This window comes from Ignavibacteriales bacterium, assembly GCA_026390595.1.
Lineage (GTDB): Bacteria > Bacteroidota > Ignavibacteria > UBA10030 > UBA10030 > UBA9647.
Window position 1 is genome coordinate 104,085 of the sequence record JAPLFQ010000012.1, and the last position, 22,529, is coordinate 126,613.

General features: G+C 54.7%; 19 protein-coding genes. 8 read left to right on the forward strand and 11 right to left on the reverse strand.

What is annotated here, in order from left to right; all coding sequences use genetic code 11:
• Positions 1 to 139: 139 nt before the first annotated feature.
• From NTU47_05470 to NTU47_05520, 11 genes are all read right to left on the reverse strand, one after another.
• Positions 140 to 1,009 (reverse strand): alpha/beta hydrolase, encoded by an 870-nt coding sequence (locus NTU47_05470; GenBank protein ID MCX6133249.1) that lies wholly within the window; start codon positions 1,007 to 1,009, stop codon positions 140 to 142.
• Between the two features lie 224 nt (positions 1,010 to 1,233).
• On the reverse strand, positions 1,234 to 2,652 hold the full coding sequence (locus NTU47_05475; protein ID MCX6133250.1) for a M64 family metallo-endopeptidase: 1,419 nt from the start codon (positions 2,650 to 2,652) through the stop codon (positions 1,234 to 1,236).
• 112 nt (positions 2,653 to 2,764) lie between these two features.
• On the reverse strand, positions 2,765 to 3,343 hold the full coding sequence (locus NTU47_05480) for a peptidylprolyl isomerase (GenBank protein MCX6133251.1): 579 nt from the start codon (positions 3,341 to 3,343) through the stop codon (positions 2,765 to 2,767).
• Positions 3,344 to 3,355: 12 nt separating this feature from the next.
• The gene (locus tag NTU47_05485; protein MCX6133252.1) at positions 3,356 to 5,218 is read right to left on the reverse strand and encodes a CocE/NonD family hydrolase; all 1,863 of its coding nucleotides are present in this window, start codon (positions 5,216 to 5,218) and stop codon (positions 3,356 to 3,358) included.
• A 147-nt stretch (positions 5,219 to 5,365) separates the two neighbouring features.
• Positions 5,366 to 6,427 (reverse strand): ACR3 family arsenite efflux transporter, encoded by a 1,062-nt coding sequence (gene arsB / locus NTU47_05490; GenBank protein ID MCX6133253.1) that lies wholly within the window; start codon positions 6,425 to 6,427, stop codon positions 5,366 to 5,368.
• A gap of 4 nt (positions 6,428 to 6,431) precedes the next feature.
• Complete coding sequence (locus NTU47_05495; GenBank protein ID MCX6133254.1) at positions 6,432 to 6,866, reverse strand: arsenate reductase ArsC; 435 nt, start codon at positions 6,864 to 6,866, stop codon at positions 6,432 to 6,434.
• Between the two features lie 109 nt (positions 6,867 to 6,975).
• The gene (locus NTU47_05500) at positions 6,976 to 7,788 is read right to left on the reverse strand and encodes an arsenite methyltransferase (GenBank protein ID MCX6133255.1); all 813 of its coding nucleotides are present in this window, start codon (positions 7,786 to 7,788) and stop codon (positions 6,976 to 6,978) included.
• A 59-nt stretch (positions 7,789 to 7,847) separates the two neighbouring features.
• Positions 7,848 to 8,168: a metalloregulator ArsR/SmtB family transcription factor gene (locus tag NTU47_05505; protein ID MCX6133256.1), complete on the reverse strand. Its 321-nt coding sequence runs from the start codon at positions 8,166 to 8,168 to the stop codon at positions 7,848 to 7,850.
• Positions 8,169 to 8,450: 282 nt separating this feature from the next.
• On the reverse strand, positions 8,451 to 9,728 hold the full coding sequence (locus NTU47_05510) for an adenosylhomocysteinase (GenBank protein ID MCX6133257.1): 1,278 nt from the start codon (positions 9,726 to 9,728) through the stop codon (positions 8,451 to 8,453).
• An 87-nt stretch (positions 9,729 to 9,815) separates the two neighbouring features.
• A complete protein-coding gene (gene metK, locus NTU47_05515; protein MCX6133258.1) occupies positions 9,816 to 10,958 on the reverse strand; it encodes a methionine adenosyltransferase in 1,143 nt (380 codons plus the stop codon).
• Between the two features lie 151 nt (positions 10,959 to 11,109).
• Entirely contained in the window at positions 11,110 to 12,084 is a 975-nt protein-coding gene (locus NTU47_05520; GenBank protein MCX6133259.1) for a sugar phosphate nucleotidyltransferase, read from the reverse strand.
• A 176-nt stretch (positions 12,085 to 12,260) separates the two neighbouring features.
• On the opposite strand from NTU47_05520, the gene fni reads away from it, so the two are divergent.
• From fni to NTU47_05560, 8 genes are all read left to right on the forward strand, one after another.
• The gene (gene fni, locus NTU47_05525; GenBank protein ID MCX6133260.1) at positions 12,261 to 13,334 is read left to right on the forward strand and encodes a type 2 isopentenyl-diphosphate Delta-isomerase; all 1,074 of its coding nucleotides are present in this window, start codon (positions 12,261 to 12,263) and stop codon (positions 13,332 to 13,334) included.
• The gene (locus NTU47_05530) at positions 13,331 to 14,332 is read left to right on the forward strand and encodes a polyprenyl synthetase family protein (GenBank protein ID MCX6133261.1); all 1,002 of its coding nucleotides are present in this window, start codon (positions 13,331 to 13,333) and stop codon (positions 14,330 to 14,332) included. Before fni ends, NTU47_05530 begins: the two co-directional genes overlap by 4 nt.
• 18 nt (positions 14,333 to 14,350) lie before the next feature.
• Complete coding sequence (locus NTU47_05535; GenBank protein MCX6133262.1) at positions 14,351 to 14,617, forward strand: HPr family phosphocarrier protein; 267 nt, start codon at positions 14,351 to 14,353, stop codon at positions 14,615 to 14,617.
• Between the two features lie 60 nt (positions 14,618 to 14,677).
• Positions 14,678 to 16,438, forward strand: a complete 1,761-nt coding sequence (gene ptsP / locus NTU47_05540; GenBank protein ID MCX6133263.1) for a phosphoenolpyruvate--protein phosphotransferase — start codon at positions 14,678 to 14,680, stop codon at positions 16,436 to 16,438.
• Positions 16,439 to 16,495: 57 nt separating this feature from the next.
• On the forward strand, positions 16,496 to 17,551 hold the full coding sequence (locus NTU47_05545) for a bifunctional phosphoglucose/phosphomannose isomerase (protein MCX6133264.1): 1,056 nt from the start codon (positions 16,496 to 16,498) through the stop codon (positions 17,549 to 17,551).
• Positions 17,552 to 17,701: 150 nt separating this feature from the next.
• Complete coding sequence (locus tag NTU47_05550) at positions 17,702 to 20,515, forward strand: BamA/TamA family outer membrane protein (protein MCX6133265.1); 2,814 nt, start codon at positions 17,702 to 17,704, stop codon at positions 20,513 to 20,515.
• Between the two features lie 20 nt (positions 20,516 to 20,535).
• Positions 20,536 to 21,726, forward strand: a complete 1,191-nt coding sequence (locus NTU47_05555) for a PQQ-binding-like beta-propeller repeat protein (protein MCX6133266.1) — start codon at positions 20,536 to 20,538, stop codon at positions 21,724 to 21,726.
• Positions 21,723 to 22,505: a PEGA domain-containing protein gene (locus NTU47_05560; GenBank protein ID MCX6133267.1), complete on the forward strand. Its 783-nt coding sequence runs from the start codon at positions 21,723 to 21,725 to the stop codon at positions 22,503 to 22,505. The genes NTU47_05555 and NTU47_05560 overlap by 4 nt, the downstream gene beginning before the upstream one ends.
• Positions 22,506 to 22,529 lie beyond the last annotated feature (24 nt).

The following is a 22,529-nucleotide window of genomic DNA, read 5'->3' on the forward strand; positions in this document are numbered from 1 at the left end:
ACTGGTGCTGCCCCTTCTGATACGCCGTCTGCAATCAAAGGTTACGGGAATGGCCGTCAAATATGGGCCATTTCAAGCTGGAGGGAAGGCGCTTTCGTTAGACCTCAGGTTGCGGAGAAAGGTTGCAGTTGGAGCGCTGTTAGCGGACGGGTGGGATTGGAGGCGGGAGGATCTTGGATGTGAAGAGACCGACCCGGTTGAAGTACTCGTCGCCTCCAACGAAAAACGTATCATTGTGCCGGGCACCGGTGATTTCGTAGAACTCCTTCGGATCGTTCGCTGAGGCATAGAGCTTTCGGCCCAAACCGATTGGAAGAATCTCGTCGAGATCTCCATGCATCACCAGAACGGGAAGATGGAGGGTCTTGATCTTGTCGATTGTATTGAACTTGCTCTGCATGAGGGGAGCGACAGGGAGGAATGGATAGAGAACGCGCGCAACGTCACTCCCCGAAGTAAATGTCGACTCGAGTATCAACCCTGCCGCCTTGCGGTGAACGGCGACATCGGTGGCTACCGCGCCGCCGAGACTTGTTCCCCACAGAATGATCTTCTTCGGATCGACCTCGGGCTGCGTCGACGCGTAGTCGAAGAATGCCCTGCCGTCTTTGTAGATCCCCTCCTCGCTCGGAGTTCCTTCGCTTCGGCCATAACCGCGATAATCATACATCAACACGTTGAATTTCTGACGCACCAGCGAGCGCATCAGCAGGTATCGGTACGAAATGTTTCCGCCGTTGCCGTGGGAAATGAGAAGTGTAGCCCTTGCGCTTTCCGCCGGAGCGAACCATGCATGGAGTCTAACACCGTCTTCCGTCGCTACCCAACAGTCACGCAGGTTCGGAATGGACCGCGCCTGTTCATACGCTCCATTTGGGTATTTTTCAGGAAAGTAAATGAATTTGTCTTCGAAAAGCATAAGTGCCACTGTCCAGAAAATAAGAGCGGCTGCAACGGCGATGCCGGTCATCTGCAGCCAACGTAGCCATCGCCTGTCGTGTTGATTCAACTGCGCCTCCGTGAAAAGTGCAGTGCGCAGAAAATGAATGACCACGGATGACGCAGATGAGACGGATCGTCACGGAAAAAAACACATCTGTGGGTATCCGTGCTCCTTCCGCGAAATCCGTGGTTAATTCATCTTTCGTCTCCCGTCTCACCTCTCCCGTCTACCGTCTACCGCCTCACCCCAAGTTTCTCCTCTGTTCCGAAATGAATTTCGGGCTACGTCCATCACTTCGTAAAATACTCAATCATCCTCTCGACTGCGGCGCGGCAGACGGGATCGAAGTCGACCAGACTGAGCGAGAACATCCTGCAATCGATTGCCGGTCTGAAGACGCCTTTGGAAACATACCCCGCCCCTTCAAATGCGCCAACCTTGCCGGCAGAGGGTGAGTTCTTCAAAAGAGCCTCTGTCTGGCGATAGAGAGGCTCCCTCTTCGCATAGTAATCCGGAGCGAGCCTGTCCAATATTGCGCGCTCGTGCTCGAGGCTGTCGAATTTCGCTTTTTCCCAAGGCGTCGGGAGAGTAGTGCCGGGTGCAACGAGGTTCTTCCACTTCAGGTTCGCGGGGTCGTTCAATGCCGTGAGATTTGGTTCCCACGGCTCGATTCCCTTCGAATAGAAATCATTGTACGACACCTGTGAGGTGTAGTACTCATCGCCGAGCCCGGCGAACGAATGTCCGAACTCGTGCACATACATATAGTCCATCTGCCATTCCATCCCTTTTGCATCCGTCCGGGTGAAGGTGGTCAGATACAGATTGTAAATGCCTCCTCCGCCATAGCGCGTGTCGTTGACGAGTATCGTGATCGCGTCATACGGAACAGCGGAAGCGATGTCACGAAGCGTGCGGTTTTCTTCTGTGAGAACGTACCGGGCGCTCCCAAATGTGTCGTAGGTAGTTCCCAGCACATTGTCCTTCCAGACATTTTTGCCCGGAATGTCAATCCCCGACTCGTTCGACGTGGCATCGATCGTCCACACGTTGAAGTCCTTCCTGTGTTCTTTGAACGGACTTGTCCCGAGCAGGACCTCTGCGAAATGTTTTGCGTCGGTGTGGAATTTCTCCATCTCAGCGCTCGTATATCCGTCAGGAAGAATGAGAAGGTCGACCTTGTTCTGCGGACCACCGTTGTCAACGATTTTGGCGAACTTGTAGGCCGGAGCATGCGGCTCCTTGTGAACCTGCGAGGAGGCATTCGGATCGATCGTCGTCGAGAAGATCTCATGAAACACCATCTGTTTGTCGCGGCGGGAGATGGTCACTTGGACCGGACTCTTCGGGAAGGGGAAGCGGACGGTCTCGTGGAAGGTGCGATATACTCCGCCCAGCGCTTCGTCGGTTGACTGCCATTCATTAAAGTAGGCAGAATAGCCCCTGCTGAAAATCGGCTGCGACGAGGCAAGATCGTACACCCGGACGATGTATTCACCGAAGTTCATCGGGTCGATCAGCTGCGTGCGCGTCCCGGGCCATTCGCCTTCCTGATAAACCCTGTCAAGGCTTATCGTCTCCTGTCCCTTTGTGCCGGTGTGATACAAATCGACACGCATGGTCTTGTCCCCAAAATAGCGGACGTATTGGGAGGTAGCAACCGTGCTTGTCAAAAGCAACAGCGCGAGGAGAAGAACAGAGCGTTTCATAGTGAGGTCCTTAGATAGCTCAGGAGGTAAATAGTGAATCGTGAACCGTAAACAGTAAACGTTTGAAGTAAAAAGTGGAACGTAACTTCAAACTCGAAACTCGAAACTCCCCTCACTTCCTCTTCATCGACACAATAATCACCGGCTCCGCCGGGACATCCTTCATCCCGTTCTTGGTTTCGGTCTTGACTGCGACGATCTTGTCCACCACGTCCATTCCTTCAATCACCTTTCCGAACACGGCATATCCCCATCCCTGAGAAGTGAAGTTGAGCATGGAATTGTCGACGACATTAATGAAGAACTGAGACGTCGCGCTGTGAGGATCGGATGTCCTCGCCATCGCAAGCGTTCCCCGATCGTTCTTCATGTTGTTGTCAGATTCGTTCTTGATGGGGGGGAGGATAGTCTGCCGCTTGCTGAGGTTCTTCATGAATCCGCCACCTTGCGCCATGAAGCCCGGGATGACACGGTGAAACGTGAGTCCGCCGTAGAACCCGCTATCGACATAGGCGAGGAAGTTCTTTGCCGAAATCGGTGATTCCTTCTCGAAGAGGAGGATAGTAAAATTCCCCATGGTTGTCGTGACCACGACTTTGGTCGTGTCGGCTTTCGACTGGGGGTCTGCAGATGCGATTGAGGTCATGGCTATCAGGAGAAATGTGAGTGTGAGTATGGATGTGAATTTCACGTGGTGCTCCTTCTATTTTGTTATGATTGGTAATGAGATGTGTGACGGAAACTCGGTCGAACGGAACACGCGTTGTGTCGCTGATTGAAAATCTGCTTCTTTCGCCAGGAAGATGTTCTCAACGTACTTCTGCGGATTCCGGTCAATAATGGGGAACCAGGTGCTCTGTACCTGTACCATAATCTTGTGTCCCTTGAGGAACGAATGATCAGTGTGACGCAGGTCTATGACAAACTCGTTCACCTCGTTGGATTTCAGAGGTTCGGGTCTTTCGAAGCTCTTGCGGAATCTTCCGCGGAACACTTCATTCGCCACCATCAGCTGGTAGCCTCCCATCGAGCGTTGCGGTGGATAGAGCTCGGGATAGACATCAATCAGCTTCACAATCCAATCGCTGTCCGTCCCTGACGTTGATGCGAAGAGATGAGCAACGATATTGCCGCTTACGGTGACATCCTCCTGCAGCGTCTCTGATTCCCAGCTCAGAACATCTGGTCTGTGGTCGTCGTGAACGTACCGTTGATCCTCCGTCAGCCAGAAGGGCCAGCGTGTGCCTGGACCGAGTGCGTCGACGGGCCGCTGACGGTAGGGGACAGGGTGAGCCGGATCGGAGATGTACGAGTCGAAATTTCCATGATCCGAAGCAACCGGTGCATCAAAGGAAAGACGGCTGCCGGCGCGCAAGTACAGATTCTTCTGCTGTGCTTTCTTCGGGGGCCATTCTGTGTACGTCTGCCATGAATTTGTCCCGGTGCGGAATGTGACTGCTTCAGGGAAACGCCCATCACCTTTGTCTTTCAGCCAGTAGGCAAACCAGGGCGCCTGAATGCTCTGCCGGTACGTGATGGAGGTGGACGTGTCAAATCCGATCCTTCCGAGCATGCGTCCATCTCCTCTTCTCCACCCGCCGTGGTTCCACGGGCCGACAACGAGGTAATTCCATTTGAGCGAGTCTTTTTTCTCGAGCACTTCATAGGTCTTCAGGGGGCCGTAGAAATCTTCCTGGTCCCACCATCCCGCGACGTGCATGATGGGGACGGTGGGAGCATCGAGGCGATAGGGAAGAGACTGTTTCTGCCAGAACTCGTCGTAATTCGGATGGTTCACGAAATCATTCCAGGAAGGTATTGTTCCGTGGAAGTATTTCGCGTTCACGTTCGAAAGCGGTCCCAGCTTGAGGTACCAGTCGTACGTATCATACCTATCGAACGGGAAAAGCGTATCGACCTTTGATGCCTCTTCCATGAATGCATATTCGAAGGCGTAGCCTAACCGGAACGCGCCGTTGTGGTGAAAGTCGTCGCCAAGAAACATGTCAGCCGGCGTCGCTTGTTCGGACACTGCCTTGAGGGCCGGGTGCGGCTCGAGTGTAGCCATGACCGTCAGCCACCCGCCGTACGAAATGCCGAGCACTCCAACTCTCTGATTGTTGAGCGGGATGTTTTTCAGAAGCCACTCGATGGAGTCGTACGTGTCCGTGCTTTCATCGATCGACTTGGGATCGCGCTTGTCCCGTGAGAAGCGCTGCATCTCGAACTTCCCTTCCGACTTGTACCGACCGCGGATATCCTGAAACACGAAAATGTAGCGGTCTTTGGCCATGTCCTCGAGGTACGCCGACTTGTCAGGCGGAGCGGTGTTGTCAACGCCGTACGGTGTCCGGAGCATAACGAAGGGAAGAGGTTCCTGTTGGCCCTTTGGAGTGAAGATGACGGTGTGGAGGTTCACCCCATCGCGGACAGGAATCATCATCTCGCTTCGCATGTAGTTTGACGCCTGATTGCCTGCTTGCGCAAACAACTGCAAAGCGGGAAGCAGCCACAAGGCAGTAACAATAAGGGCAAAACGCGCTTTCGGATTCAACTGAGCGAACATGGTGCCTCCATTCGATTGCTGAATATCTTATCCAAATTTTGATTGTTTGTCAAACAGGGGAAATACGAAAGGAAGGATACGTTCGAACCTCGCTGAATGGATAGGCGAAATCAGGCCGGGAGGATGACAAGATACAGATCTCTGAGCCTACGTGGCCAGCAGCTCTGGTGAACCGAAATACTTCTTCTGGATCCAGAGCGATACGTTGACGAGGCTGATAAGGACCGGCACCTCTACCAGCGGACCAATGACTGTTGCGAATGCCACGCCGGAGCCTATGCCGAACACCGCGATGGCAACGGCGATAGCAAGTTCGAAGTTGTTGCTCGCAGCTGTGAAGGAGAGCGTGGCGGATTTCGCATAGTCTGCGCCGATTTTCCTCGCCAGGTAGAAAGAAATAAAGAACATCACAACGAAGTAGATCACCAAGGGCAGTGCGATGCGAAGAACGTCGAGCGGAATCTTCACTATGTACTCGCCTTTCAGAGAGAACATGACAAAGATCGTGAAAAGAAGTGCGATGAGGGTGATGGGGGAAATCTTCGGTATGAACTCCTGTTCGTACCACTGCCTGCCTTTGATCCTGAGCATGGTGAATCTCGTCACAATCCCCGCGATGAACGGGATCCCGAGATACACAAAGACGCTCTGTGCGATCTGCCCGATGGTGATATCGACGGCGAAGGTTTTGAGTCCAAGCCAGGAGGGGAAGACCGTCAGGAAGATATAGGCATAGACAGAGAAGAAGAGGACCTGGAAGACCGAGTTGAATGCAACAAGTCCCGCTGCGTATTCTGTGTCCCCCTTTGCCAGCTCGTTCCAGACAATGACCATGGCGATGCACCGGGCGAGGCCGATGATGATCAATCCCGCCATGTATTCCGGATATCCCTGAAGGAAGATGATCGCCAGAACAAACATGAAGACGGGACCAATGAGCCAGTTCTGGACAAGCGAGAGAGTCAACACCCGCACATTTGTGAAGACGTCTCCGAGCTCTTCGTATTTCACTTTCGCGAGCGGCGGGTACATCATCAGGATGAGGCCGATCGCGATCGGGACGTTTGTCGTGCCGCTCTGGAAAGAGTTCCAGAAATTCACAACGCCCGGAAATGAATACCCGGTCAGGACGCCGATCGCCATTGCAAGAAAAATCCACAACGTAAGATATCGATCGAGAAACGAGAGGCGCTTTCCGATGGCTTCCATTGGGCTATTCCTGTTTGATTACTTCTGTGTAGAATTTCTTGAACCCATCCCTGATCTCGTCGCGTATGCGCCTGAATTCCGCCATGACTTCCTCGTCAGCGCCGGTCGCATCCGCCGGATCGTCAAATCCAATGTGCAGACGGTGCCTCACGATTCCGGAGAATATCGGGCAAGTCTCTTTCGCGTTATCGCAGACGGTCACAACATAGTCGAAGGGGAGAGAGAGGAATTGATCCACGGACTTGGGGGAATGAGAGCTGATCTCTATCCCCGCTTCCTTCATCGCAGCAACGGCGCGGGGATGGACGCGGGTTGCGGGAGAGGTGCCGGCTGAGAATACTTCCAGCGCGGCATCGAAGGACTTGAGAAATCCTTCTGCCATCTGACTGCGGCAGGAGTTGCCTGTGCAAAGTATGAGTATTCGGTTTGATGGAGTCATCGGGGGTTCCTTAGGAATGAACCACGGATCACGCGGAAATGACACGGATTTCCACGGATTGGTCAATCCGTGTGTATCCGTACGATCCGTGTCATCCGTGGTTAATTTTCTACGAGGGACGCTCAGCGTAAACGGTCACGCTGAATATCCCGACGTGATTCTGCTTGAATTCCCTCAGTTGTTCTAGTGTCATATAGTGTATGAGAATCTCGTTCGGGATTTCGACCTTGCGATCCTTCTGAACCGAGATGTTCACAAACCCGGCTTCCTTGATAACGCTGAGATACTCTTCTTTCTGAACAGCCCCGGAAATGCAACCGGCGTAGAGTGCCGCTTCCTTCTTCAGTTCATCCGAGAGTTCTCCTTGGAGCACGATGTCCGAGATGCTGAAGTGTCCTCCCGGCTTGAGTATGCGGAAAGTTTCGGCGAACGCCTTCTTCTTGTCGGGTACCAGATTCATGACGCAGTTGCTGACGACAACATCCGCAGTGTGGTCCTCGATTGGCATGTGGTCAATGTCGCCGAGCCGGAACTCCACGTTCGTGAATCGAAGCTTCGAGGCGTTTGCGCGGGCCTTCTCGATCATCGCTTCGGTCATGTCGAGGCCGATGACGCGCCCGTTGTCGCCGACAATAGAGCGGGCCACAAAGCAATCGTTGCCTGCGCCGGCGCCAAGGTCCACAACTGTGTCACCCGGTTTGATTTGAGCGAATTCGGTCGGTAACCCGCAGCCCAATGCAAGATCGGCGTCCGGGACATAGCCGGGAAGTGTCTTGTAGTCCTCAGCCATGACTGAAAAATCGACATCCGAACATCCACAGGTGCTTCCGCAGCACGACGATTGGTTTTGTTCCTTTGACTGCCTGGCGATGGCGCCGTACTTCTCCTTTACCATCTCTTTGATTTCTTGTTCGTTGTTCATTGTGTCCTCCGTTTGCTCAACGTCTTTGCGCCTTTGCGTGACGATCTTTCCAATGTTCATCAACAGCACTTCTTCACATCGATAAGGAATTGCGAAAGCAACTGTTTCGCTTCCTCCCACGCCTTTTTGTCGATGCAGTAGCAGACCCGCGGTCCTTCAAATTCCCCCTTGATGAGTCCTACTCGTTTCAGTTCGGCCAGGTGTTGTGAAACCGTTGCCTGGGAAAGGGGGAGCTCCTCGACGATGTCGCCGCAGATGCAGGCATCCTTGCTGGCGAGAAATTCCAGAATGGCCACGCGTGCGGGGTGGGCCAGCGCCTTTGCCAGGTCCGCGATCCGGTTTTGCTTCGCGGTATACGATTCTGTCTTTGAGAGTCCCATAACAGATTGGTAACGTTCTTGTACAAAGAGAAAGATGAACCGCAAAGGGCGCCAAGAGCAATGAGCGATTTGTCCCGATAGGAAAACAGAAGCTAGAGATCTTCTTGGCGGTTCTTTGCGGCTAGTTCTTCAACTTGCGCACACATATTCTATCGTAATATTACGATAAATGTTTCAGCGTGTCAAGGGAAATTTCACGCAAAGACAGCAAAGCAAAGAAAAAGGGCTGTCCCAAATGTACGTTGGGACAGCCCTAACAAAACACGTGCAACAACGAATCTACTACGTGCCCGATGAGTAATCGTTCATGTATTTTTCCTGTTCGGGGGTCAGCTTGTCGATCTTGAGGCCCATGGTCAGGAGCTTCACGGTTGCAATTTCCTGGTCCTGCGACTTCGGGATGTCATAGACCTTGTTCTCGAGGCGCTTTCCTTTCTTGTGCAATTCCGCCAGGCGGAGCTGCGACATGAACTGGTTGGCGAACGACATATCCATCACCTCCGACGGATGTCCCTCCGCTGCCGCGAGGTTGACAAGGCGTCCCTGCGCAAGCAGATAGATCCGTCGTCCGTCTTTCATCAGGTATTCTTCATTGTCTGAACGAACTTCGCGCACGCTCTTCTTCAGCTTGTTCAGATCGACGATGTTCACTTCGCAGTCGTAGTGACCTGTGTTGCAGACGATCGCTCCATCCTTCATGGATTTGAAATGGCGTTCGACGATGACGTCTTTGACGCCTGTCGCCGTGACGAAGATGTCTCCGACTTTCGCCGCCTCGTCCATTTTCATCACACGGAATCCCTCAAGCGTCGCTTTCAGTGCGGTTGTAGGGCTTACTTCGGTGATGATGACGTTCGCGCCGAGGCCCTTGGCCCGCGTCGCAACGCCCCGTCCGCAGTGTCCGAATCCTGCGACCACGAAGTTCTTGCCGGCGATCAGGACGCTCGTCGCCCGCAGGATACCATCGAGTGTCGATTGACCGGTTCCGTAGACGTTGTCGAAATCCCACTTCGTCTCAGCATCGTTCACCGCGATGACAGGATACTTCAGCGCCCCGTCATCCGCCATCGCCCGGAGGCGATGCACGCCCGTTGTCGTTTCCTCAGTTCCGCCGATGACGGTCGGAATGAGCTCGGTGTGCTTGTTGTGGACGGTGAAGATCAGGTCCGCGCCGTCGTCCAGCGTCAGGTTCGGCTTGAAGCGGAGAGACTCCTCGATGCACCAGTAGAACTCTTCGACGTTCATTCCGTGCCAGGCATAGATCGAGACTCCGTCAGCGGCGAGAGCCGCGGCGACATCATCCTGCGTCGAAAGGGGATTGCACCCGCTCCAGCTCACCTGAGCGCCGGCTGCGATGAATGTTTTCACCAGCACGGCTGTCTCCTTTGTCACGTGCAAACAGCCCGCGATACGGTATCCCTTCAGCGGTTTGATTTTCCGGTATTTCTCCTGAAGCGCCATGAGAACGGGCATACGTGATTCTGCCCATTCAATGCGGAGTTTTCCTGCCTTTGCCAGCGACAGGTCTTTTACTTTGTAGTGTCCTTTTTTCTCGTCCATGCTTCTTCCAGTCTCGAGTTTAGTGTTTTGAGTTTATAGTCGTGTCTGTTCACGGTTCGCTGTTTACTGTTCACTCCACCGGCTGTTCTACTTGACGGCGCTCAGAAGAGTCTTGACCAGGTCGAGTTTCTCCCACGTGAATTCCTTCTCGGTCCTTCCGAAGTGTCCATACGCCGCTGTCTTCTGATAGATGGGACGAAGAAGGTTGAGGCGCTTGATGATTCCCCGGGGGGTCATGTCGACTTCCTTGCCGATGATCCTCGCAATCTCGTGATCCGCGATGATTCCGGTTCCGAACGTCTGCACGTTGATCGATATCGGTTCCCGCACCCCGATGGCGTACGCGACCTGGATCTGGCATTCGCTCGCGAATCCTGCAGCGACGATGTTCTTCGCCAGATGGCGGGCAGCGTATGCGCCGCTCCGGTCGACTTTTGTGGGATCCTTGCCGGAGAACGCGCCGCCGCCATGCGGAGCGCGTCCGCCGTAGGTATCGACGATAATCTTCCTTCCCGTGAGACCTGTGTCGCCATGAGGTCCGCCAACTTCGAACCGGCCGGTCGGATTGACGAAGTATCGCGTCTTGTTGTCAAGCAGGCGTTCGGGGATAATGTGCTTCACCACGTGTTCGATCACGTCTTCCCGGATTCGTTTCTGACTTACGCCGGGATCGTGCTGTGTCGAGACCACGACGGTGTCGATGCGCTTCACGCGGCGTCCATCGTATTCAACCGTCACCTGAGTCTTGCCATCAGGCCGGAGGTACGGCATAAGCTTGTTCTGTTTTTTGCGGATATCTGCGAGGCGGCGGGCGAGCTTCTGAGCGTACATGATCGGCATGGGCATGAGCTCGGGAGTCTCGCTGCAGGCGTATCCGAACATCATTCCCTGATCACCTGCTCCCCCCGTGTCGACGCCCATCGCGATATCGGGTGACTGCGAGTGAATGGCAGAGAGTACGGAGCAAGATTCCGCGTCGAACCGATACTCGGCTTTCGTGTAGCCGATGTCACGGATCACTCCCCGGACAATTTCCTGCACATCGATGTAACCGTGCGTTGTGATTTCCCCGCCGACGAGGGCGAGGCCCGTTGTGACGAACGATTCGCAGGCTACGCGGGAGAACTTGTCCTGGGCGAGAAGGGCATCGAGTACAGCGTCGGAAATCTGATCGCACACCTTATCCGGGTGCCCCTCGGATACAGACTCCGATGTAAACAGATAGTTCATGAATTCATCCTTCGTAAATGATTATTGGCAGATCTATTCTCAACAAAGCCGGTTGAAAGCGTACGGATATCTCGCAAAGTCGAAAAGGAGAGAGTTTTCGACTCAAGATCTTGCCGTTGCTGTCTTAGCGTGAGACTTCTTTCGAAGGCCTCTAGTCAAATTCAAGTTCAGAGGAATCCCCGATGTTGACCCGTTTGTACGTGCCTCGCACGATGGAGTTGTTCCCGACGATCGAATCTTCCAGGAGCGTGTTCGTGACGCTGGCTCCTTCGCTCACGATCGAGTTCCGGATGATCGCATTCTCGACGACGGCGTCGTCTGCGATCGTGGCATACGGGCCAAGCACCGAATTTCTAATCGTCGCTTTGCCCGAGATGAATACCGGCGGCTGAATAACCACGTCCGGTCTGCCGGTTGCCGTGGGCTGTGTGTCCAGCAGGTGCCGGTTCGTTTCAAGCAGCGTCTCGGGTTTCCCGCAATCGTACCATCCTTCGATGCCGAAGGTTTTCATGCGCTCGCCGCGCTCGATCATCATCTGCAGAGCATCCGTCAGCTGGAACTCACCCCGCGTTCTGATGTTCCCTTTGATCTCATCACGCAGGCAGTCCACCAGGATGTGCGGTTGCCGGATGAAATATATCCCAACAAGTGCGAGTCGGCTTTTCGGCTGGTCGGGTTTTTCCACCAGCTTTGTGATGAAACCCCCTTCGGTTTCCGCAACGCCGAATCGCCTCGGATCGTCGACTTCTTTTACTCCAAGGACGGAAGAATCGCCTTGCATCAACGCCTTCAGATCGACGTCGAAAATCGTATCTCCCAGGATAATCAAGATCGGATCTCTGGAAATTGTATGCCGGGCGAGGTAGATCGCATGGCCCAGTCCCAACCGTTCTTCCTGCTCGACAAAATCGACCCTGATCGGATAGTTTTTCACCACATACTCTTTGATCTTCTCGCCGAGGTATCCCACAATAATTGTTGCCTCATCAAACCCATTTTCGATCAATCGGTCGAGAATGTGGCCAACGATGGGTTTGCCCCCGACGTTCAGAAGTACTTTGGGAACAGTGTATGTGTGGGGTCGTAATCGGCTGCCAACGCCCGCTACGGGGATGATCGCTCGCATAGAAGTTAATCAATACAACAAGTACGTGTACCACAAAGATAGCAAAGTATCGGGTGAAACAAAAGAGCTATGTTCCCTACCGGGCCGCTGCGACCGTGGATGGACGCGCTGCCGGTTGGCCCTTTCCTTGATTCTCGCAGCGCATTTCAGTATTATGCCTGCAAATTCAGTGTGTCATGAAACCCCTTCGCATATCCTCACGCAAGCAAGAACATGTAGAGCTGACAATCGGTCGGGACGTCTCCTTCCAGACGAAGACGCCCGGCTTCGAGCGTTGGGAGTTTCAACACAATGCTCTCCCGGAGCTTGATTTCTCCGAAGTCGATCCGTCAACGAAGTTTCTTGGGAAGCCGCTGTCGCTGCCGCTCCTGATCTCCAGCATGACAGGCGGGTACGGGGACGCGACCCGCATCAACCGACAGCTGGCCGAAGTGTGTGCCGAGAAACAACTTGCGATGGGGGTTGGAAGTCAGCGGCAGGCCATTCACGATACACAATTCCACCGCTCGTTCAGTGTTGTGAGGGAAGTCGCTCCTGACATCCCGGTTTTTGGCAACATCGGAGGAGCAGAGGTGGCAAAGCTCAAGGACGCATCCGCGGTGCTGCGTCTCGCCGATCTGATCAGAGCGGACGCGTTCGCGGTTCACCTGAATCCACTCCAGGAGTTCTTGCAGCCGGAAGGGAATCCAGAATTCCGTGGAGTACTCAAAGGTATTGCGATGCTTGTCCGTGATCTTCCGATTCCAGTCATCGTGAAGGAAATCGGGGCTGGTATCTCACTCTCCGTCGCGAAGAGGCTCCTCGATGCCGGTGTCTCAATCATTGATATCGCCGGAGCCGGTGGGACAAGCTGGGCGGGCGTTGAGATCATCCGCCGCGCGCAAAAGAAGGGGAAGCGATCGAAGACGAGTGGAGAGGGCGGGCCATTGGCTCGTTCGTTCTGGGATTGGGGAATCCCGACGGTTGATTGTCTTCGCCAGGTTTGCAGTCTGAAGGTTCAGTCGCCATCGCTGACAGTGATTGCGTCAGGAGGAGTGACAAGCGGCCTCGATATCGCCAAGTCCATTGCGTTTGGCGCGGACCTGGCGGGAGCGGCACGGCTGATGCTCAAGGAACTTGAAACCGGCGGAACGAAGGCGCTTCTTGAAAAAATAGCCGGCTGGGAAATGGAACTTAAAGGAGCGATGTTTTTGACAGGATCGCGTTCCATCGCGGATCTCCGGGCGAAACAATTGGTGCTCAAGGCATGAATTCACCGGAAAAGAAATCAACGACGCACGCGCGGCTGTACGATCGATACAAGAAGCTCGTGGAGAAGACGCTGAGCGGCATCATCAAAGACCGCCTGCCGCGGTCGATCTATGAGCCTTCGGAATATGTGCTGGAAGCCGGCGGAAAAAGAATCCGCCCCGTGTTGATGCTCCTCTCTTGCGAAGCAGTCGGCGGCGATCCAAGGAAGGCGCTGCTGGCCGGAGCAGCGATCGAGATCCTTCACAACTTTACGCTTGTCCACGACGACATTATGGATAACGCCTCGTCGCGGCGCGGACGGAAAACCGTCCATACCAAGTGGGACACAAACGTAGCGATCCTTGTGGGCGATGAACTCCTTGCGCTGGCATATCGTGCGCTGCTGCAAACGAAGTCGCCCCATATTCAGGAAATCGCGAAAATCTTCACAGAAGGGGTGGTAGAGGTGTGTGAGGGTCAGGCGTACGACAAGGAATTTGAGAGGCGACAGAGTGTTACCGTGGACGAGTATCTGTTGATGATCGAAAAGAAGACCGCTAGAATGGTTGCCGTGTCTGCGGAAATCGGAGGCCTTGTCGGAAACGGCGCTCGCGCCTCCATCCGGGCTCTCCGGCGCTATGGCGAACATGTCGGACGAGCGTTTCAGATCCAGGACGATCTGCTGGATATCATCGCCGATGAAAAAGAACTCGGCAAACCCGTCGGCGGCGATCTGATCGAAGGCAAGAAGACGTTCCTTCTCCTGGAGGCTCTCCGTACGGCGCGGGGTCGGGACAAGGAACTGCTGAACGATATCGTCAAGAACAAGGGTGGAAAGGCCGACCTCATTCCGGAATACCGCCGCATCTATCACGAATCCGGGGCGATCGCAGTTGCCCGAACACGGATCGATCAGGATATCACAAAAGCGAAGCGGGAGCTTCACCGGCTTCCTTCCAGCCGCGCGCGATTGATGCTCGAGTGGTTCGCGGAAATGCTTCTTAACCGGACATACTGAGAAGGGGTTCGGGGAAGCATGGTTCAAGCCGAAGTGACGATCAGGAACAGAGCGGGACTGCACACGCGGCCGGCGGCCACGCTTGTGAAACTGGCTGCAAAGTACAAGGCCGAATTCTTCATCGAGAAAGATGGGATCGAAATAAACGGAAAGAGCATCATCGGAGTGATGACGCTCGCAGCCGAACAAGGATCGAAGATGCTTCTTCGGTTTTCGGGAGAGCAGGAAGAAGAAGCGTGCCATGCGCTGGTGGATTTGTTCGAACGCGGCTTTGACGAAAAATAACGGGCGTGTCGGGACTTTCGGGTCCTGACAGCGTTGTGATTGCTGAATAATCCGGGTACGGTGAAAACAGAAAACCCCCATACTGAAGAGACCGTCTTCAAAGGTGTCCCCGCCTCGCCGGGGATAGCCATCGGTCCGGTGTTTGTCTATCACAAACACACCCCGGTGATCGAGGAGCGTTCCATTCTGCCTGAAGAGGTGGAGCGCGAGCTCGCACGCCTGGAACAGGCCGTCGCCCGCTCTCACAAGGAACTGCGGAAGATCCTCGAATTCGCGGAGAAGAAACTGGGTGAAGACAAAGTCAGAATCTTCGAAGCGCAGCTGATGTTCCTCGAAGATGCCATCCTGTTCGATGCCATCTATGCGCGTATCCGGGGCGAGCTCAAGAACCCCGAATACATTGTTCACAGCGAAATTGAGAAGTATCACAGGATCATGCTCGCCTCCAAGGACGAATACACGCACGAACGTGCGAACGACGTGGAGGACGTCCGCAACAGGATCCTGCGGAATCTCCAGGAGCAGCGTGTGATATCCCGCTTGGAGGGGTCGTCGGTCATCGTATCACAGAATCTCACGGCTCCCGACACGGTGATCCTGAGCCGCAACGAAGTTCTCGCGTATGCGACGGATTTCGGGGGAATCACCTCGCACACGGCGCTGTTGTCCCGTGCGTTGAAGATCCCGGCGGTCGTCGGACTCAAGACAATTTCGCATCAGGCGCATGACGCCGAGCGAATCGTCCTCGATGGATACAGCGGTGAAGTTGTCCTCAACCCGACGGAAGAGACCATCAAGCGATTCGAAGCGAAGCGTGAGCGCTATCGCGAATTCGAGGCCCGCCTTGCCGGACTCCGCGATCTGCCGGCCGAAACACTCGATCACCATCGGGTCGAGTTGTCTGTCAACGTGGAATTCGAACAGGAACTGGAATTCATCAAACTCCAGGGAGCTGACGGCATCGGGCTTTACCGATCCGAGTACTTGATCGTGGGAAAAGAAGTCTTCCCCACGGAAGAAGAACAGTACAACCAGTACAAGCTTCTTGCGGAAACGATGTATCCGAAGCGGGTCATCATCCGTACGTTCGACATCGGCGGAGACAAGCTGATGGCCGAGTCGGTGAAGGAGAGTAATCCCTTCCTGGGGTGGCGCGGTATCAGGGTGATGCTCGACAAGCCCGATCTTTTCCTTGAACAGCTCCGCGCGATACTCCGTGCAAGCACGAGAAAAAACGTCGCCGTGATGTTTCCGATGGTCTCGAACCTTAAGGAGGTCCGGCGCGCCAAAAAGCTTCTCGATGAAGCAAAGCACCAGCTTCGGAAGGAAGGCATTTCGTACGACTCGCGCATCAAAGTTGGCGTCATGATCGAAGTCCCGTCTGCTGCCGTCATCGCGGAAGATATCGCGGAAGAAGTGGACTTTCTCTCCATCGGTACGAACGATCTCATCCAGTATCTTCTCGCCGTCGATCGGGGCAACGATGTCGTGTCGGGTCTCTATCAGGAGTTCAATCCGGCAGTTGTCCGTTTTCTCCGGCGCATCATCGACCGGGGGAAGAAGAAGGGGGTCTGGGTTGGTATGTGCGGGGAAATGGCGGGTGACCCGCTTGCCACGATTCTGTTGTTGGGCCTCGGGCTGGACGAATTCAGCGTCGTGCCGAACATGCTGCCCGAAATCAAGAAAATTATCCGCTCTGTAAAATACTCCGATGCCCAAAAAATCGCAAAGCAGGTGCTGATGCTCAAGACCGAGGACGAAATCAAGGATCTTCTGAAATCAATCATGCAGAAGAAACTCGCCGACATCCCGATCGACTGAGATACGTTGTGCACCTGAGTTGTTTCTATCCACCTCCTCGCCATGAGAAAAAAGACTTTGAAACTCACACTCGATGATGTCAAGCGGGTTGATCCAACCGCAATGTACAGCTGGATCCGCGATTTTCCTCTTCAGGCCGAAGACGCAGTCCGGATTGCCCAAAAAGCCCGGCTCACGATCAGGCCGAAGGGGATCACCTCGATCGTTCTTGCCGGCATGGGGGGCTCCGCCATCGGCGGCGATCTCGTCCGCTCCTACCTTTCGGCGGAACTCAAGATCCCCTTTGCGGTGAGTCGTTCCTACACTCTTCCGGCGTATGTCGGCCGGAGCACACTCGTCGTCGTCTCGAGCTATTCAGGCAATACCGAGGAAACGTTGTCGTGCTACCGCGAGGCGATCCGGCGCAGGGCACATGTGCTGTGCATTACCACCGGCGGTGTGGTGGAGCGTCTCGCCCGCAAATACAAGCACTCCGTCATCAAAGTCCCGCCTGGCCTCCAGCCCAGGGCGGCCCTCGGCTATTCCTTTTTCCCCCTTCTTGTCGCACTCGCCGCCATGGGGTTCATCAGATCGCAGCAACGCGATATCAAAGAGGCGATCAGCGGTTTGAAATTCCGGTCGCAAATCTATCGGGATCCCGGCAGTTCGGGAAATCTTCCATTGAAGGTGGCGCAACGCCTGCACGGGAGACTCCCAATTTTCTATTCTGCTTCCGATCATCTTGACGCCGTCAACGTCCGCTGGCGCGGTCAGATCAGTGAAAATGCCAAGCAGCTTGCGTTCGGCCATGTACTGCCCGAAATGAACCACAATGAAATCGTGGGGTGGAAGGTGGATCGGGCACTGATGAAGAACATGACTGTAGTATTTCTCCGTGATCGCGGCACACATCCCCGGGTTCAACTGCGGGAAGAGATTACCAGGAAGATCATCAAAGCGTATGCGTCAGATGTCCTGGTAGTATCGAGTGAAGGCAGGTCCCTGCTGGCAAGAATCATCTCGCTGGTCTACGTTGGTGATTGGGTGAGCTACTATCTGGCGATACTCAACAAGCAGAATCCCACGCCGGTGACGGTGATTGAGTATTTGAAGAACGAGTTGGGAAAAGCGTAGTTGGTGAGTGGTTAATTAGTTAATTGGTGATTGAACCTGTTGCCGAGAAGGAATTTCCTACCAATTAACCATTCACCAATTAACCAGGGTGCGAACCGCCACCCCTCCCAACCACGAAACTCAAAGCCCAACTTCAACGTTCCATCTATTGTGATATTCAGGCTCCTCAAATATTCCCTTCTCCTCCTCCTTCTTCTTGTTCAGACGGCCCCGGCCCAGTTCTACTACTTCGGACGCAACAAGGTCCAGTACACGCAGTTCGACTGGAAGGTGCTGCGCACGGAACACTTCGACATCTACTACTACACCGAGATGAAAGAACTGGCCGAGCGCGGGGCGGCGTTCGCGGAAGAAAGCTACAGGTCCCACGAACAACGGTTCAATCACAACATCAGTCACCGGATTCCCCTGGTGTTCTACAGCTCTCATCTTCATTTCGAGCAGACGAATATTACCTCGGGATTCATTCCGGAAGGTGTCGGCGGGTTCTTTGAATTTGTCAAAGGGCGCGTCGTCATCCCGTATGACGGTTCGATGCATCGGTTCGAACATGTCATCCGCCACGAGCTGGTGCATGTGTTTATGCACAGCAAGCTTAATCGCGTGCTGCTCGATCACCGGATATCGCAGGATCGGTCGCCCCCGCTCTGGTTCACAGAAGGATTGGCGGAATTCTGGTCTTCGACGTGGGACGCGCAGGCCGAGATGGTGATGCGCGATGCGGTGCTGAGCAATTACGTCGTCCCTGTCAGCGAAATGGACCGGATCTACGGCTCGTTCCTGATGTACAAGGAGGGACAGAGCGCTCTCGAATTTGTCGCCCGGCGCTATGGGCCGGAAAAAATCCTGCTCCTGATGGAGAATTTCTGGAAAGCGAATTCGTTCACGGAAGTGATGAAGCTGACGATCGGAAGGAACTACAAGGAGTTCGACGAAGAGTGGGTGTATGCCCTCAAGAAACGCTACTACCCCGTCCTCGCCGACGATGATCTGCCGAGCGGTGTGACAAAAAGCGTTGTCGAAGTCGGATTCAATTCGAAACCGCTCTTCTTCAACCGGGACGGGAAGAGGGAACTGTACTTCATCGGGAACCATACTGGATACAGCAGCATCTACCGGGTCGATTTGGACAAGGAAAAACCCGAGCCCGAGATGGTGGTCCAGGGTGAGAAGACGTCGGAGTTCGAGGCATTCCACCTTCTTCAAAACAAGCTCGATATTACCAGGGATGGCGTGATGGCCTTCGTCACGAAAAGCGGCGAATCCGACGTGCTTCATTTGTACAATCTGAAGACGGACATGCTGCAGGAGACACTGCGTTTTCGTGATCTCGTCGTCCTCGGTTCGCCTTCGTGGTCTCCCGACGGAAAGCGGATTGCGTTCTCCTCGGTCGACAAGGTTGGGAGGAGTGATCTCTACACATTCGAGTTGGCGACCCGTGCGCTGACGCGGCTCACGAACGACATATACGAAGACCGGGATCCGGCCTGGTCTCCGGATGGGACAATGATCGTCTTCAGTTCCGACCGCGATGCGCACGGGAAACAGGGATATCTGAACCTTTTCACCTACAACCTGGCGACAGCGGAGATCGAATACCTCACAATCGGTCAGTCGAATTTTACTTCTCCCGCATGGTCGCCCGATGGAAAGCTGCTGACGTTTACGTCTGATATCGACGGCGCCCAGAACGTCTGGGTCATGGAGATGGACCGGCAGAAACTCGCACGGACCATGAAGAAGGTGACGCATTTCTCCACCGCCGCGTTCGATCCGACCTGGACGGACAAGGACGAAATGGTGTTCGCTGCGTTCGAAGGGTTCAGTTTCCAGATCAAGAAAATGAAGGAAGTCTCGTCGGTCCTGAGCTCGGCCAAGATCAGCTGGGCCTTCCAGTACGACGTTCCCAAGGACCAATGGGATGCTCCGAGAGTCAAAGCCTCCTCGGTTGTCGGCGACTTTCGGTATGACGGTGAATACAGGCTCGACCTCGCACAGAGCCAGATATCGACAGATCCCGTCTTCGGAACCACCGGCGGAGCTGTCCTGGCGATGAGCGATGTCCTCGGCAACGATCAATACTACTTCTTGATCTACAACACGGCGCAGGCCCGCTCGGAATTCCTCTCGAGTTTCAACATTGCGATGTCGCGCATTTCGCTCGGTAAGAGAACAAACTATGACTATGGAATATTCCACTTCGCGGGCGACCGGTATGATCTGACCGATCCCAATCTCTTCTATTATGAACGCTCCTTCGGTGGCTACTTTGTCCTCAGCTATCCGCTCTCGCAGTTCCGCAGGATCGAGGCGGGGCTGACGCTCAGCAACTCGGACAAGGACATCTACATCGAAACAGTTCCCCGTAAGGCAGTACTGGTCTCGAGTTCATTTTCTTTTACGGCGGACAACACACTGTGGGGTCCCACGGGACCGATGGATGGTTCACGCGCCCGGCTGACGCTGGCCTATACATCTGATATCCGTTACTCAAACGTGAACTACTATACGATTCTTGCAGACTTCAGAAATTACTGGAGACTCTCGACGCGGAGCGCTCTGGCGTCGCGGGTGAACCTCTGGTACAACGACGGCAAGGAAGCCCGGCGCTTCTTCATGGGAGGCAGCTGGGACCTACGCGGCTGGCCGAGGTGGGAAACCCGGGGGCAGAAGATCTGGTTCATGAGTCACGAGCTCAGGTTCCCATTTGTTGACCAGCTCGGTGTCCGGTTCCCCTTCGGAGGGATCGCGTTCAATTCGGTCCGGGGAGCTCTCTACGCTGATTTTGGAGGAGCGTGGGACACGAAGTACATCGAGACCAAGGGCAGCGTGGGCGCCGGCGTCCGCGTCAATATTGGAGGCATACTCGTCTTGCGGTATGACATCGGAAAACGCATTGAGAATAACCTCTCTAATTTTCAGGATGGCCTGTTCTATCAATTCTTCTTCGGATGGGATTTTTGAGGATGAAACGGCACGTCCACATGATGCGAAGGCATTGGCAGAGTCGTCAGATTCTCTTCGGAAGGAAGGGAGTCTGCGTTGCCGCGTGCGTTTCACTTCTGCTGATTGTCGGCTGCGCGAGTGGAATTCGTCTCCAACGCAATCTCGCTGCACGGCCGTACGATTGGGTCACGTATGGCGGCGCTGCGGGCCGCACAAATCAGAGTCAGTCTGTCGTGACGCCCCCGCTCAAACCGGTATGGGAATATGACGCTGTCGCCGGAATAGCCGGAACACCCCTTGTCAAAGACAGCGTTGTCATCGTCGGAACTATGAAGGGCGAATTGCACGCAATCAGGATGTCGGACGGAGAAAGTTATGGTTTTACCCCCCTCGAATCGGCTGTGATGGGGACGCCGGTTCTGGATGGCAATTACGTCTACGTGGCGAGCGCCCATGGAAAGGAAACCCTTACGTGTCTTTTCCTCAAGGATGGAAAACGCCAGTGGGGAATGCAGCATGGTGGCATCGAAACTTCGCCGCTCATGATAGGAGAGTTCCTGTATGTCACGACGCTCGACGGGACCCTGCTGAGCGTGAAGAAAGCGGACGGTGTGGAGTTCTGGAAGTTCGAGACCGGCGCAAAAGAGCAGCGGAAACCGATTCGGTCCTCCCCGGCGTCGGACGGGGAATTGATCGTGTTCGGGTCGGATGACGGAGCAATCTATGCAGTGGAGCGATTGACGGGCCGTCTGCGCTGGAAGTATCAGACCGGCGCCAGCGTTTTTGCGACGCCGATACTTCAGGAAGAAACATGTCTCGTCGGATCGCTGGACAGTGTTCTGTACGCAATCGATGCGCGGACCGGAACACCGCGCTGGAAGTACCATGCCGGATCCAGATTGTACGCCGCGGCGTCGGCTTCGCAGAACCTTGTGTTTGTCGGCGGCTCCGACGGTACGATCGCTGCTGTGAGGCTGGACTCCGGCCGGGAAGTCTGGAAGTTCGAAACCAAAAGCATCGTGAACAGCGCTCCCTTGATCGCCGGAAACATCCTCTATGTCGGGTCTATGGACCGCGTCCTGTATGCCCTGCGCGTTGAGACCGGAGAAAAAGTCTGGGAGTATGCCGTCGAAGGAAGAATCAAAGTGTCCCCGGTCATCTGGGGAGATATGTTGTTGCTGACGTATGAAGACCGGTATATCACTGCAATGCGGCCCGAAATCAAATGAAGACACTCTTCATGATAGCGAGCACCTTCCTGTGCTCCATGCTCCTTGGGCAGCCAAAGTCTCTGTCTGATTCCGCAGGCACCGCGAGTATCATCACTGAGCCTGCAGGTGCTGATGTGTATGTCGATTCACTCTTCGTCGGAAAATCCCCCGCCCGGGGAATTACCCTCTCCCGCGGATCGCACAGGGTCAGGGCATTCTATCCGTCGGTCTTTGCCTGGAACGCAGTCATGCAGCAGGATTCTGTCACCATATCCGGCACGGATGAGCAGGAGAAGCGCCTGGTGCTCGGGGACGCTCTACGGATCCAATCGGACCCGCCAGGCGGGATTGTCCGGCATAACGGGGTTGACCTCGGCCCCACGCCTCTCTATGTCCGCCTGCCTTCGATATTTGCGGGTGAATTCATAGTACAGAAGGATGGTTACGACTCTCTCCGCGCTCTTCCAGGCGAGGTCCGCTTCGGCCTTCTCAAGGTGCAACTCACACCAAAGAGCGAAAACGGGAAGCTGACGCGGCCGTCCGATGTCCTTGGAGTCAACGGCAGAATCCCGAAGGACTATTTGATGACCTATGCCTCGGGGGCGTCGATGATCGTCTCGGGTGTTGCATCGGCGATCATGAAAGACAGAGCCAACCGGAATTTCGATGCCTATCTTCAAAACAACAATCCCGGAGACCTTTCCGCCACGCGCAGGCTCGACCGGGGAGCCGCAGCCGCCCTCATCCTCAGCCAGATCAGCTTCGCGGTCCTCGCGTATTTCCTCCTCTCGGAGTAACCGCTCGTTCTTGAACCTCGTGCC